9 protein-coding genes and 9 tRNA genes are annotated in these 12,687 nt (G+C 47.8%); 2 read left to right on the plus strand and 16 right to left on the minus strand.

Annotation, left to right across the window (positions count from 1 at the left end; all coding sequences use genetic code 11):
* Positions 1–5 precede the first annotated feature (5 nt).
* The 6 genes from folK to thpR form a co-directional block, all read right to left on the minus strand.
* Entirely contained in the window at positions 6–491 is a 486-nt protein-coding gene (gene folK / locus L4D78_RS05555) for a 2-amino-4-hydroxy-6-hydroxymethyldihydropteridine diphosphokinase (protein ID WP_428466005.1), read from the minus strand.
* A complete protein-coding gene (gene pcnB, locus L4D78_RS05560) occupies positions 488–1,909 on the minus strand; it encodes a polynucleotide adenylyltransferase PcnB (protein ID WP_428466006.1) in 1,422 nt (473 codons plus the stop codon). The genes folK and pcnB overlap by 4 nt, the downstream gene beginning before the upstream one ends.
* A 55-nt stretch (positions 1,910–1,964) precedes the next feature.
* Positions 1,965–2,849 (minus strand): tRNA glutamyl-Q(34) synthetase GluQRS, encoded by an 885-nt coding sequence (gene gluQRS / locus L4D78_RS05565; protein WP_428466007.1) that lies wholly within the window; start codon positions 2,847–2,849, stop codon positions 1,965–1,967.
* A 133-nt stretch (positions 2,850–2,982) separates the two neighbouring features.
* A complete protein-coding gene (gene dksA, locus L4D78_RS05570) occupies positions 2,983–3,432 on the minus strand; it encodes an RNA polymerase-binding protein DksA (RefSeq protein WP_428456702.1) in 450 nt (149 codons plus the stop codon).
* 137 nt (positions 3,433–3,569) lie between these two features.
* Entirely contained in the window at positions 3,570–4,274 is a 705-nt protein-coding gene (sfsA, locus tag L4D78_RS05575; protein ID WP_428466008.1) for a DNA/RNA nuclease SfsA, read from the minus strand.
* Positions 4,275–4,871: an RNA 2',3'-cyclic phosphodiesterase gene (thpR, locus tag L4D78_RS05580; protein WP_428466009.1), complete on the minus strand. Its 597-nt coding sequence runs from the start codon at positions 4,869–4,871 to the stop codon at positions 4,275–4,277.
* A 54-nt stretch (positions 4,872–4,925) separates the two neighbouring features.
* On the opposite strand from thpR, the gene hrpB reads away from it, so the two are divergent.
* Positions 4,926–7,394 carry an ATP-dependent helicase HrpB gene (hrpB, locus tag L4D78_RS05585; protein ID WP_428466010.1) on the plus strand — a complete coding sequence of 823 codons (2,469 nt, stop codon included), beginning with the start codon at positions 4,926–4,928 and terminating at the stop codon, positions 7,392–7,394.
* A 103-nt stretch (positions 7,395–7,497) separates the two neighbouring features.
* A complete protein-coding gene (mrcB, locus tag L4D78_RS05590) occupies positions 7,498–9,930 on the plus strand; it encodes a penicillin-binding protein 1B (RefSeq protein ID WP_428466084.1) in 2,433 nt (810 codons plus the stop codon).
* Positions 9,931–10,024: 94 nt separating this feature from the next.
* Here the strand turns inward: mrcB and L4D78_RS05595 are convergent, their stop codons facing one another.
* The 10 genes from L4D78_RS05595 to L4D78_RS05640 form a co-directional block, all read right to left on the minus strand.
* The gene (locus L4D78_RS05595) at positions 10,025–11,281 is read right to left on the minus strand and encodes a cyclic di-GMP phosphodiesterase (RefSeq protein ID WP_428466011.1); all 1,257 of its coding nucleotides are present in this window, start codon (positions 11,279–11,281) and stop codon (positions 10,025–10,027) included.
* Between the two features lie 270 nt (positions 11,282–11,551).
* Positions 11,552–11,627, minus strand: a tRNA-Thr gene (locus L4D78_RS05600).
* A gap of 43 nt (positions 11,628–11,670) precedes the next feature.
* Positions 11,671–11,746: transfer RNA gene (locus L4D78_RS05605), tRNA-Asn, on the minus strand.
* A gap of 42 nt (positions 11,747–11,788) precedes the next feature.
* Positions 11,789–11,864: transfer RNA gene (locus L4D78_RS05610), tRNA-Phe, on the minus strand.
* Between the two features lie 59 nt (positions 11,865–11,923).
* Positions 11,924–11,999: transfer RNA gene (locus tag L4D78_RS05615), tRNA-Thr, on the minus strand.
* A gap of 44 nt (positions 12,000–12,043) precedes the next feature.
* Positions 12,044–12,119 (minus strand) — tRNA-Asn (locus L4D78_RS05620).
* A gap of 6 nt (positions 12,120–12,125) precedes the next feature.
* Positions 12,126–12,201, minus strand: a tRNA-Phe gene (locus tag L4D78_RS05625).
* Positions 12,202–12,263: 62 nt separating this feature from the next.
* Positions 12,264–12,339 (minus strand) — tRNA-Thr (locus L4D78_RS05630).
* A 46-nt stretch (positions 12,340–12,385) separates the two neighbouring features.
* Positions 12,386–12,461: transfer RNA gene (locus L4D78_RS05635), tRNA-Asn, on the minus strand.
* Between the two features lie 43 nt (positions 12,462–12,504).
* A tRNA-Phe gene (locus L4D78_RS05640) sits at positions 12,505–12,580 on the minus strand.
* Positions 12,581–12,687: the final 107 nt, after the last annotated feature.

Here is a 12,687-nt window from a genome sequence, read left to right on the forward strand (position 1 = left end):
ATGGCTTATTTTGACCAAATAGTCAGGCCATTACGGTCTACCTCTGCCAGCAAGCTTTGCAAGGCGGTGTTATCTGGTAGTACCAACTCAGGTGCAATTTCAGCAAGTGGGTAAAGTACGAACTCGCGTACTTTCATGCCGTAGTGTGGCACGGTTAGGCGGTCACAGTGATGCTCAAGATTGCCGTATAAAACAATATCGAGGTCGAGTGTGCGCGGCCCCCAGCGTTCTGCTTTGCGAACGCGGCCATGCTCTTGTTCAATTGCCTGTGTACAGTCAAGTAACGCCAGTGGCGTAAGTGCTGTATCGATGGCTACAACAGCGTTGATGTAATCCGGTTGGTCTTGAGGACCCATCGGTGTGCTGCTGTAGAGTGATGACACCCCAACCACGGTAAGGTCAGGGTGTTGTTTCAATATCTCAATGGCGCTCTTTGCCTGAGTGACGGGATCACTCAGGTTACTGCCAATAGCGATATAGGCACGGGTCATGATGATTTAGCCTGTGGCTTTTTACGACGCTGGGTTGGACGACGGCGACGACGACGGGGTGTTCCTTCCCCCCCTTCGTTTATTGCCTGTACCATCTTGCCACGCTGATTGCGGTCGCCATACTGGAAGTCATTCCACCATTGCGCGAGCTCTACAATATCATCCCCTTCAAAGTTGGCACGCATCTCTAGGAAGTCGTAAGCCGCACGGAACTTTGGGTGTTCCATCATTTTGAAGGCGCGTTTACCACTGCGGCGGCTAAAGCGCATTTGCTGCTGCCAGATATCACGTACAGTTGTGGTAAAACGGCGTGGGATAGCAATGCTTTTGACTTGCTCATCCAGTACATCGTTTGACGCTACCATGAAGGCATCGTAGTACGACAACCCACTAGCAAACGAGATTTCTTCTGCTCGAGTCACCATTGGGTACCACAGCATGGCCGCAAACATAAATGCAGGGTTAACACGCTTGTCTTCAGCTAAGCGTTTATCCGTTGCTTTTAGGATGTGCTCGATCATCACTTCCGTTTGGCTGTCCTGCTCTTCAGTAAAGTGCTCTGATAGTAGCGGGAACAGTTGCTGGAAAAGATTGTACTGTCGTAGCAGCTTATAGGTTGCGAATCCGTCGCCTGATTGCAGTAGCTTCAGGCTTTCTTCAAACAAACGCGCGGATGGAATGTCTTGCAGAAGGCTAGCCAGCGGTGCAATCGGCTCTGCTGTCTTCGTTTCGATTGTCATATCGAGCTTCGCAGCAAAGCGAACGGCACGTAACATGCGTACCGGGTCTTCACGGTAGCGTGTTTCAGGGTCACCGATCAGGCGAACAATACGGTTATCAAGATCTTCAACGCCATTAACATAGTCAGTGACACTGAAATCTTTAATGCTGTAGTACAGGGCATTAACCGTAAAATCACGACGTTCAGCATCTTCTTCGATAGTGCCATAGACGTTATCACGCAATAGCATGCCTTCTTGGCTCTGAGCCGAAACCTGTTTTTTGTCTTTAAGGCTCGGTTTTGCATCTGCATGGTGCCCACGGAAAGTGGCAACCTCAATCACTTCGCGACCAAAAAGAATATGAGCGAGGCGGAAACGTCGGCCAATTAGGCGACAATTTCGAAACAGCTGCTTAATTTCTTCTGGTGTTGCGTTGGTCGCAATGTCGAAGTCTTTCGGTTGTTTGTCCAGTAGGAGATCGCGAACCCCCCCGCCGACTAAATAAGCGTCGTAACCGGCTTTATTTAGGCGATAAAGGACCTTCAGCGCATTTTCGCTGATATCTTTACGTGAAATACCGTGCTCTTGGCGCTGATAAACTTGCAAGGCGAGTTCCTCGGTGTCGAGCGTACTATTATCGCGATTCAATACCTTACGGCAAAAGCTGGCTACTCGATTAAAGATAATACACCTCATTTATGTGGTTCGGGTTCAACAAACAGCCGCATATCATATATCACAGCAAAGCATTTTAGAATCCTAGCGTGATCGCAGTTGACTCTGGTAAGCACTCAATTTGCCAATTTTCGATGCCCCAGCGTAGAATATCTTCGATATTTGACGCGAATAAGTCATCGGGCGGCGATAACCCAAGAAAGTGCATCGCTTGAATGAGTGCGGGTTTTGGATTGGCTATATCGATCGCTGGCGCATGATTTTGCTTCGACAGTTTATTACCATTTTCAGTCACTGCCAGCGGTAGGTGCAAGTAACTAACCGCTTGCTGGCCCAGTAACTGATATAGGCCAATCTGTCGGCCAGTGGGTTCGATTAAATCCGCGCCGCGTACGACCTCTGTTATACCTTGTTCAATGTCATCCAATACGACGGCAAGGTTATAGGCATAAAGGCCATCCCGACGGCGAATAATGAAATCTTCTTCGGCCAGAGCGTGTGGGATCTCAATACGGCCATGGCGACGATCGTCAAAGTGGGTGACGGGTAAGTCAACCTTTAGCCTAATCGCGCTGTCAGTCGCTGGGCGTTGTAAATCACGGCAGGTTCCTGGGTAGAAACCACCCGCTTCTTTAATTTGTTTACGACTACATTGACAATAATAGGCCTGCCCGTGTGCTAGCCATTGCTCTATTTGGGCTTGATAGGTGGCATGACGCTGGCTCTGATACATTACAGCGCCATCCCAATGTAACCCATAGGCGTCTAGCGTTTGCAGAATGTCATCTGCTGCACCAGCCACTTCACGGGGAGGGTCAAGGTCTTCCATTCGAACTAACCAACAACCTTGTTGTGATTTTGCTTGAAGGTAGCTACCAAGTGCTGCAATGAGTGAACCAAAGTGCAGCGGCCCTGATGGTGAAGGGGCAAAGCGGCCAATGTAATGTTTGTTTGTAGTCATAAATAAATTAAACCAACCTAACTGCTGTTGAGTGTAAAAGGTGCCAACAACGGATGATGGTTGGTAATGGATAAAAACGAAAAAGGGAGCTGACGCTCCCTCTTGATACAGTAGCCAGTAAATACCTGAGGTATTAGCCAGCCATCTGTTTTTCTTTGATTTCAGCTAATGTCTTACAGTCGATACATAGATCAGCTGTTGGACGAGCTTCTAGGCGGCGGACACCGATTTCGATACCGCACGAGTCACAAAAACCAAAGTCATCATCTTCGATACGCTGCAATGTCTTCTCAATTTTCTTGATCAGTTTGCGTTCGCGATCGCGGTTGCGAAGCTCTAGGCTAAACTCTTCTTCTTGGGCTGCACGATCCACAGGATCAGGGAAGTTAGCCGCTTCATCCTGCATATGGTTTACTGTGCGGTCAACTTCTTCACGAAGTTGGTTACGCCACGCGCCAAGAATTTTTTGGAAGTGCTTTAGCTGCTCTTCACCCATATATTCTTCGCCAGCTTTTTCCTGGTATGGCTCAAGCCCAGCAATAGCCAGGATGCCTAGCGATTTTTTAACTTTGCTCTCTGGCATATAGCATCTCCTAAATATACCTAATAACCGTCACTGGTTAAATTTTGGCGGTATCTATAGCAGAAAGGGGGTAATGTGGCAATTGCTGCATATATTCAATTTTATACCAATGTGAAGAAAGCATCACTTTGAGGTACCTATTGGTTGAATTTTATGCAATGGTCCAAATAGATCTCGTGTTGGTTTAATACCGCCTTGTAACACACGATTTCTACACCTTCCTGTTCTGCCTGTTGGATTAAAGTATGATATTCCGGGTCTATATGGTGTGCCGCGGTTACTTTTTCAATCCCTGAATGCAAAATAGCGAAAAAAAGTATGGCACGTTGTCCGCTTTGTGCCACTTCAATTAATTCTCGTATATGTTTTTGGCCTCGGGTCGTCACGGCGTCCGGGAAATAGCCCTGTCCATTATCCAGTAAGGTAACGCTCTTTACTTCAATATAGCAGGCGGGTTTATCTTCGGCCTCTAGAAGTACGTCTATCCTACTGTTTTCGCTACCATACTTCACTTCTGTGCGAAGTGATGTATAGCCTGTTAATTCTGTGATGGCACCTTCATTTATCGCCTCAACAACTAAACGGTTGGCTTGGGCGGTGTTAACACAAATCATATCCCCTTGTGCGGTTTGAGATAACTCCCAACTGTTGGGGTATTTGCGCTTCGGGTTGTCCGACGTGGAATACCACACCGTATTACCTGCATCGGCGCAGCCAGTCATGGCACCTGTGTTGGCACAATGAATGGTTTTGACTGTACCGTCAGCGAGTTCGATGTCGGCCAGAAAGCGCTTATAACGCCTAATTAAGGTAGCAGACTGCAGTGAAGGTTCAAATTTCATTTACTTTCCTAGTTTATGTCGGAGCACGGTACATTCTTTTTCATTATTCGTTCGTGGCAACTGCCATTGCTGCAGGCTAGAGTAGCTCACACTGTGATGCCCTGACTGATTGCTGACGTGTGAAATATACAACCCAAATGACTCGAAATGAAAGGCAAAGTTATTGTATTCGGGCAATTGCTGCGGGCGGTGGGCGACCGATTTCGTTAGCGTAATATGAGGACGGTAAGGACGAACCTCCTGGTAAAGGCCAAGGTCGGTGGTGAGTGTTTGCAGCTGTTGTGCGAGATGAAGCAGGGCTGGCGGTGATAATTCAGTACCAAGCCATAGTACTTTACTGCGCTTCCAATAGCCTAAAGCGTCTAGCGTCAGGAAAATGGGCGAAGGCAGATGTAAAGTGGAGGTTGCTGCTCTTAAGGTATTGATTTTTGAGTCAGAGACATTACCCACAAAGGCAAGGGTAATGTGCATGTTGTCGTGTGGGACTGGACGGCCGAAAACAGACAGAGAGTCGACCAGCTGGCATAACGACGTAAAGTTCGGCGAATTCTTTGTTGGAGAAAGGGCAAAGAACAGGCGTTGTTTTTTCTCTTTCATTACGGTGATGTACAATGGCTTAGCTTAGTTTGAATATGACACAAGGTGTTCCCATTGTCACAGCTGCCTATCGAAGATGTTTTACCTCCGCTGCTTGAGCAACTCCAGTCCCGATCTCAATTGATCCTTAAAGCACCGCCAGGGGCGGGGAAATCAACCCGTTTACCTCTGTTTATCTTGCAACAAGCAGGTTTACAGGGGCGGATCATCATGCTTGAGCCCCGCCGCCTTGCTGCGCGTAATATTGCCGCTTATTTAGCTGATCAGCTTGGTGAGAAAGTTGGCGAAACCATCGGCTTGCGTGTGAGGGGAGAGACCAAAGTCAGCGCGAAAACCCGCCTAGAGATTGTTACGGAAGGGGTGATGACCCGCATGCTACAGCAAGATCCCGAACTTGAAGGGATTGAGCTGCTGATCTTCGATGAATTTCATGAGCGGAGTATCCATGCAGATACATCTTTGGCATTGGCGTTGGAAGTACAAGAGGCGTTGCGTGATGATCTTAAACTGTTGGTGATGTCAGCAACGCTCGATGAGGAAGCTTTAACTGAGCTGCTACCCAATGCAGGGTATCTTGAGTCTGAAGGGCGTTGCTTCCCGGTTGTACATCGTTATAAGCGTTTGGCCGATTCCGTGAACCTAATTGACGCGATGGCACGTGAGATCATGACGTTGCTTGATACGGAAACAGGATCGATATTGGTTTTCTTGCCGGGGGCTGGGGAAATTCGACGCTTAGCTGAATTACTCAATGAGCGTACAGATAGCCATGTGGTTATTAGCCCATTGTACGGTCAATTAGCGGGAGGCCAGCAGCAACAAGCGATTGAACCTGCAGCAAAAGGGAAGCGTAAAGTGGTGCTTGCGACCAATATCGCAGAAACCAGTTTAACCATTGAAGGGATCCGGATTGTGGTTGATTGTGGCCTTGAGCGGATTGCGTTATGGGATCCGAAAACGGGGATCAGCCGATTGGAGTCGGTACGTATTGCCCGCTCATCAGCCGAGCAGCGTGCGGGACGTGCAGGCCGTTTAGAGCCGGGGATCTGTTTACGCTTGTACAGTGAAGAGGCGCTAGCTCGACAGCCCGCTACACCACAACCTGAAATACTCCGCGCTGATCTAACGGCATTGGCTATGGAGCTTGCACAGTGGGGCTGTACCGATGCCAAAGATCTACATTGGCTCGATGTACCACCAACGATAGCCGTGGATCAGTCACGCCGTTTGTTGCAATCACTCGGTGCAATGGATGAACGTCAACAATTAACAGAGCAAGGGAAAGCGATTCAATCGCTCGGTGCCGACCCTCGCCATGCCGCTTTATTGCTGCTCGCTAAGACTCACGGTACGCAGGCTATGGTAACCGCGGCAATGTTAGTGGCCTTGCTGGAAGAGCCGCCAAGGGGGGGGAATAACCCAGATCTACACTTTCAATTAAGCATGCTCGAAAGTGGGAAATTACCGAAAAGTCGACACTACTTACAACGGGCGAAACAACACCTTGCTAAACTCGGTGGCCATCAATCTGGCGCGCTAGTGGCGGACAGGGAGTGGATTGCGCCCTTAATGGCGGCTGCTTTTCCTGATCGCATCGCTCTTTCTCGAGGTAAAAATAGTCGTTACCAGTTAGCTAATGGGCAAGGCGCAATGTTGATGCCTGACGAACCGCTAGCTGATGAGGCATTGTTGGTGGTGGCCGATGTGGTCAAAACGCGGCAAGGCGATAGCCGGATCTTCTCTGCTGTCGCCGCGAATTTATCCCGCCTGCAAGATGTATTACCGCACCTGTTTAGTGAGCATGAGTGGCTTGATTGGGATGATAAAAAAGGTCGCCTAACAGCAGAGCAGCATTTGTGTTGCGGTAAGCTTATTCTGGAACGACGTGAAATGGGAGCGCCCGATCCAGCAAAGGCCAGTGAAGCATTGTTAAATGCCATTATTCGTAAAGGGCTTAAGGTGTTACCTTGGACACCATCGGCGGAAAAGCTACTGGAGCGAGCGCGATGTGCCAATGAATGGCTACCAGAATTAGCGTTACCTTGCATGGATGATGACGCATTGCTCGCTGCTGCGGATGAATGGCTATTGCCATATATGAATGGAATGAAAACCCTAAAAGCCCTTGATAGGCTAGATGTGCTCGCCGCATTGGAAGCGCGATTAGGTTGGGATAAGAAGCAGTTACTTGATGACGCCCTGCCAACGCATTATCAGGTCCCGACAGGGTCTCGTTATCCGATCCGCTATCAAGTGGGGCAATTTCCGGTACTGGCGGTGAAATTGCAGGAAATGTTTGGTGAAAAAACATCACCACAGATTGCGAATGGGAAAGTAGCGGTTGTATTGGAATTATTGTCACCGGCTCAGCGACCACTTCAGATCACCCGTGATCTGGCTGCTTTCTGGCAGGGATCGTATAAAGATGTTCAAAAAGAAATGAAAGGGCGATACCCCAAGCATCCGTGGCCCGATGATCCGGCAACACATGCTCCGACTCGAAAAATCAAAAAATACATGTAGGGCTTAGTAGGTCCATTGGATTTCTTTTGAAATCATGATGTTAATTTCCTCAGTAAGATGATTGCTGAGGAGGTAGGGATAAAGAATTTTGCCATTGAATAATATACCGGCACTTCGCTTTACAGCGCAGGCTCCGAAAAAACCAGGGCCAAAACCGGGTACCAAAAAGCCAGCAACGCGACGCAAGCCAGCCGCATCGACCGCGAAAAAAAAACCGGCTAAATCAACGAAAAGTCGCAAAAAGGCCGCCACGAAAAAATCTTCCCGTCTACCCGTATGGCTAAAGTGGTTGCTTGGGTTTGGGTTTAAAGTCGCCATTGCCATCTTTGCGGTGTTGCTGGTGGTCGGTATTTACCTTGATAACGTTGTACGCGATAAGTTTGATGGACAGCTGTGGAATCTACCCGCAGTGGTATATGGGCGAGTATTGAACTTACAGCCAGGCCAAGCAATTACCTTGAATGAGGTGAGGCGAGAGCTCGATTTATTGCAATACCACAAAGTCAGTACACCACAGCGTAATGGTGAATACTCGTCTTCATCGACTCGGATTGAAATTATTCGTCGTCCCTTTGAGTTTGATGATGGCCCTGAAGGGGCAAGGCATACGATGCTAACATTTGCTGACGGTCAGCTTAAAAGTATTCATGAGGTCGGTAGCAAGCAGCAACTCGGTTATTTGCGTATCGAGCCTAAAATGCTTGGAATGCTAGGAACAACGGAAGGGGAGCAGCGGATCTTTATGCCTCGCGAGCAGTTCCCTGAAGTACTGGTTGAGGCCTTACTCGTTACCGAAGATCGTAACTTTTATCATCATGACGGTGTTTCTCCGTTGGCCATAGCACGTGCAATGGTCGTCAATTTGAAGGCTGGACGAACGGTGCAAGGGGGAAGTACCTTGACTCAGCAGCTGGCGAAAAATATTTTCCTGACCCGAGACCGCACACTCTGGCGCAAGTTAAGTGAAGCATATATCGCGTTGATCATCGATTATCGTTATAGCAAAGACCGGATTCTTGAAGCATATTTAAATGAAATATATCTTGGCCAGAATGGTGGCAAGGAAGTGCACGGTTTCGCGTTAGGGGCGAGGTTGTACTTCGGGCGACCATTGCAAGAGCTACGTATTGATCAGCAAGCACTGTTGGTCGCTATGGCTAAAGGCCCCTCTTACTACAATCCGTGGCGAAACCCCGATCGTGCACGCCAGCGTCGTGACCTGATCTTACGCTTGATGATGGATAGCGGCACGCTAAATGGAGCCCAATATGAACAGGCGGCTTCTCGCCCGCTTGATGTACAAAAGAATGGCCCGCGAATATCAAGCCGTCAGCCTGCATACTTTCAACAGTTGCAACGTGAACTAAAAGACAAAGTCGGTGATAACTTTACTCCAGGCGTTGGTTTGCGAGTCTTCAGTACGCTTGATCCATTATCACAGCAAGAAGCGGAAGAGGCGGTATTAAAAATGATCCCGCAACTCGATAAGAAGGCCGGTGTTAAGGTGGAAACTGCACTGGTTGCTGCTGATCGGCAAAGTGGTGAAATCCGCGCGATGGTTGGCGGTAGTCGCCCTGGGTATGCGGGGTTTAACCGCGCATTGGATGCAAGCCGACAGATAGGTTCTCTGGTTAAGCCTGCGGTCTACCTTTCTGCATTGCGAGAGCCTGAGCAATTTACATTAGCGACAACGATTGATGATAAGCCTATAAAACTGGCGGGGAGCCGGGGCAATAGCTGGCAACCGAGAAACTACGATCGCAAGTTCAGGGGCGAAGTACCGCTGTACTACGCGTTGGCTAAATCGTTGAATGTGCCAACGGTTAACCTTGGTTTACAGGTTGGGCTTGACGGGGTGATTGATACCATGGTTGATTTAGGGGTTGATCGTAATGAAATCCCTAAGTTGCCATCTATATTGTTGGGGGCTTTTACTCTTACACCTTATGAAGTTACCCAGATGTACCAAACTGTCGTGAGTAGCGGGCGAAAAGCAGAATTGACAGCGTTGCGTTCTGTGGTCGATATACAAGGAAGCATGTTATATCAGAGCTTCCCTAGAGCGACTCAGGCAGTACCAGAGCAAGCTGCATGGCTGACAACCTATGGTATGAAGAACGTCGTATCACAAGGTACAGCTCGCTTTTTACAGCCTCAATTTGGCTGGGCTGCGCTAGCGGGTAAAACCGGTACAACTGATAAAAACCGAGATAGCTGGTATGTGGGAGTCGATGGCCGAGAGGTCGTAACCGTTTGGATCGGGCGAGATGATAATAAATCGATTAACTTAACCGGTTCATCGGGTGCCTTGCGCCTTTATAGTGATTACTTGCATCGGCGTAACCCTGAGCCCTTGCGATTGACTTGGCCTTCCAAGCTTACCACGGTGAAGTTTAATCGATTGGACAATGGTACTTTGTCACAAGACTGTAGTGGCCAGCATTCGTTGCCCGTTTGGGACAGCGATGGTTCGGCGAAAGCTTACTGTGACTCGAGTAAGCCTGCTGGTTGGATCAAAGAGATGTTCAGTTGGTAGGACTAAAAAGGTTTGAGAAAAACGCCTTGGCTTATAACCAAGGCGTTTTTTTTGAGGTACGCCCGTCTTTTTCAACTTACCCGCATGCAGGGTATTAATCATCAGGATCAAAATAATAAGACATTCGCACCCGAGGGTTTAAATAGGTATGTATTTTTTCGGGGAGCTTATGGGGGGGAATTGCCTGCTCAATACGCAGATCACTCTCTTCAAGCTCGATAATCGGAGCTTCATTTGATGGCACCGTTGGGTCGTATAGCAAAACGTTGGGATGCAACAGGCTTTCGCTATTGACTGAAATTACCAACCCCAGTTGCTTATTGGACAGCTGTACAACACTGCCGGGTGGGTAAACCCCCATTAAGCGAATAAGGAGCGCGAGGTAGTCATTGTTATATTGTGCCTTTTTGTTCTTAAACAAAAAGGAAAGGGCACTATAAGGGATCCGCGCCTTATTTGGGTCTTGCGGATGGCAGAGATTGTCGTAAGCGTTCACGACTGCAACCAGCTGGGCTTTTAAATCAATTTGCTCGGCTTTAAGTTGTTTCGGGTAACCGCTGCCATCGAGTAACTCATGGTGCTGATATAAAATGGGTTTCGCCGCTTCAGGAAAGTCATCTGTCAAATTGGCCAGATCCAAGCTGTATTTGGTGTGCAGCTTGAGGTAGTTGTTTTCCGGATCGGTTAACTGGGTGGTTTTTCGCGTGATAGCGGTGGGGATCTTTAATTTCCCCATATCGTGAAACAGTGCCCCAAGGGCAATGGCTTTGATATCTTCTTGGGACATACCGCAAGAGCGAGCTAGCATCATCGACATTATTGCGACATTCAGGGAATGAAAATAAACATCTTCATTCTCTTTGCTATCGCCCATCAGGTGAAGAGCGACATTGTCAGATTCAAGTAGGGCATCCACCATCTCTTCTACTAACATCTCGGCTTCTTTTATCGCGGTGACAGGGCGGCTTTTTATTTTACCGACGATGGAACGCAATTGAGCCATTGAGCGGCCAAAACTTTTTTCACAGCGCTGGATCTTTCGCTTATAGTTTTTTAGCCGCGTAATTCGCCCCTGCTTCTCTAGCCACAGCTTTTCGGCTTGCTTATCAAGGAACAAGCTTTCTTGTTTGCTTATCGCCTCTATCTGCGCTTCAGGGCCTTGTGGCTCGGTATCACTCTTCTCTGGGATCAAGAAAACATACTTAACGCCAAGGTTTTTAATCAAGCGAATTTGTTGCTGGTCTTTAATCTTGAAGTGGTTCAGTAGAAAAGGGTGATCTGTCCATTGCAAGGGGAGCTTGATATATAAACCTTCGGTTAAGCGCTCTACTGAGATTTTGATGCTTGCCATAGTTTCAGCGCAACCTGCTTCGTTATTAGAGTTTGGGTGGAGTACCCCGTATCATTGCCAGCAAGAGACCATAAGCGACTGGCATGAATGAAAAATTTAATTGTAAACCATAATACCAACAGGCCAAATATGCACTCTGGGTAATATGCTGATTACCCGTTGAAGGTATACCAATGCTTTTTATCGTGGGGCATCGTATTGCTGATGTTGTAAATGGGGCAGGTTTTTACAGGTAAAAAAAAACCTCATCATAAGATGAGGTTTCAAAAATGGTGCCGACTACCGGAGTCGAACTGGTGACCTACTGATTACAAGTCAGTTGCTCTACCTACTGAGCTAAGTCGGCAAATTATTTTTATTATCCTAAGCTCGAAAGCTTAAGATTTATTTGGCTCCCCCTGCAAGACTTGAACTTGCGACATACGGATTAACAGTCCGCCGTTCTACCAACTGAACTAAGGGGGAATTATTCTTTATCTAATACGATAAATCATATCGGATGAATAATGGTGCCTCGAGGCGGAATCGAACCACCGACACGAGGATTTTCAATCCTCTGCTCTACCGACTGAGCTATCGAGGCAAAAGTCACACCGAAGTGTTAACTCTTGCAACACTGCTTACGCAGTACTTGCTAAAGAATGGTGCCGACTACCGGAGTCGAACTGGTGACCTACTGATTACAAGTCAGTTGCTCTACCTACTGAGCTAAGTCGGCACACGAATCTTTTTCGTCTTAAACCCGAAGGTCTAACACTGATTTGGCTCCCCTTGCAAGACTTGAACTTGCGACATACGGATTAACAGTCCGCCGTTCTACCAACTGAACTAAAGGGGAATTATATGGTGCCTCGAGGCGGAATCGAACCACCGACACGAGGATTTTCAATCCTCTGCTCTACCGACTGAGCTATCGAGGCAAAAGTGAAAGCGGTTAGGCTTTTACTTTTGCAATGTTGTTTACACAACGCTTGCTAAGAAATGGTGCCGACTACCGGAGTCGAACTGGTGACCTACTGATTACAAGTCAGTTGCTCTACCTACTGAGCTAAGTCGGCACACTAAATCTTTTTTAGTTCCAAGCCATTGGCTCAAAACTGAATTTGGCTCCCCCTGCAAGACTTGAACTTGCGACATACGGATTAACAGTCCGCCGTTCTACCAACTGAACTAAGGGGGAATTGCTTATCGTTGCTTGCACCATGTTCATCAAAAAGAAGAAATGGTGCCTCGAGGCGGAATCGAACCACCGACACGAGGATTTTCAATCCTCTGCTCTACCGACTGAGCTATCGAGGCAACGGAGCGCTATTAAACGGTTTTTCCGGCTTTTCGTCAACTACTTTTTTAATAAAAATGTCTAGAAAGGGTGCGTTTGATGGGTTTTTGTTCATAAACCGCATTTG

The organism is Photobacterium minamisatsumaniensis (assembly GCF_050336695.1).
Lineage (GTDB): Bacteria > Pseudomonadota > Gammaproteobacteria > Enterobacterales > Vibrionaceae > Photobacterium > Photobacterium minamisatsumaniensis.

What these genes read in the sequence shown, in the direction of transcription:
- pcnB (WP_428466006.1), bottom strand. Translation starts at nt 1,909, where the DNA reads ATGAGGTGTATTATCTTTAATCGAGTAGCCAGCTTTTGCCGTAAGGTA.
- gluQRS (WP_428466007.1), bottom strand. Translation starts at nt 2,849, where the DNA reads ATGACTACAAACAAACATTACATTGGCCGCTTTGCCCCTTCACCATCA.
- sfsA (WP_428466008.1), bottom strand. Translation starts at nt 4,274, where the DNA reads ATGAAATTTGAACCTTCACTGCAGTCTGCTACCTTAATTAGGCGTTAT.
- folK (WP_428466005.1), bottom strand. Translation starts at nt 491, where the DNA reads ATGACCCGTGCCTATATCGCTATTGGCAGTAACCTGAGTGATCCCGTC.
- thpR (WP_428466009.1), bottom strand. Translation starts at nt 4,871, where the DNA reads ATGAAAGAGAAAAAACAACGCCTGTTCTTTGCCCTTTCTCCAACAAAG.
- dksA (WP_428456702.1), bottom strand. Translation starts at nt 3,432, where the DNA reads ATGCCAGAGAGCAAAGTTAAAAAATCGCTAGGCATCCTGGCTATTGCT.
- L4D78_RS05595 (WP_428466011.1), bottom strand. Translation starts at nt 11,281, where the DNA reads ATGGCAAGCATCAAAATCTCAGTAGAGCGCTTAACCGAAGGTTTATAT.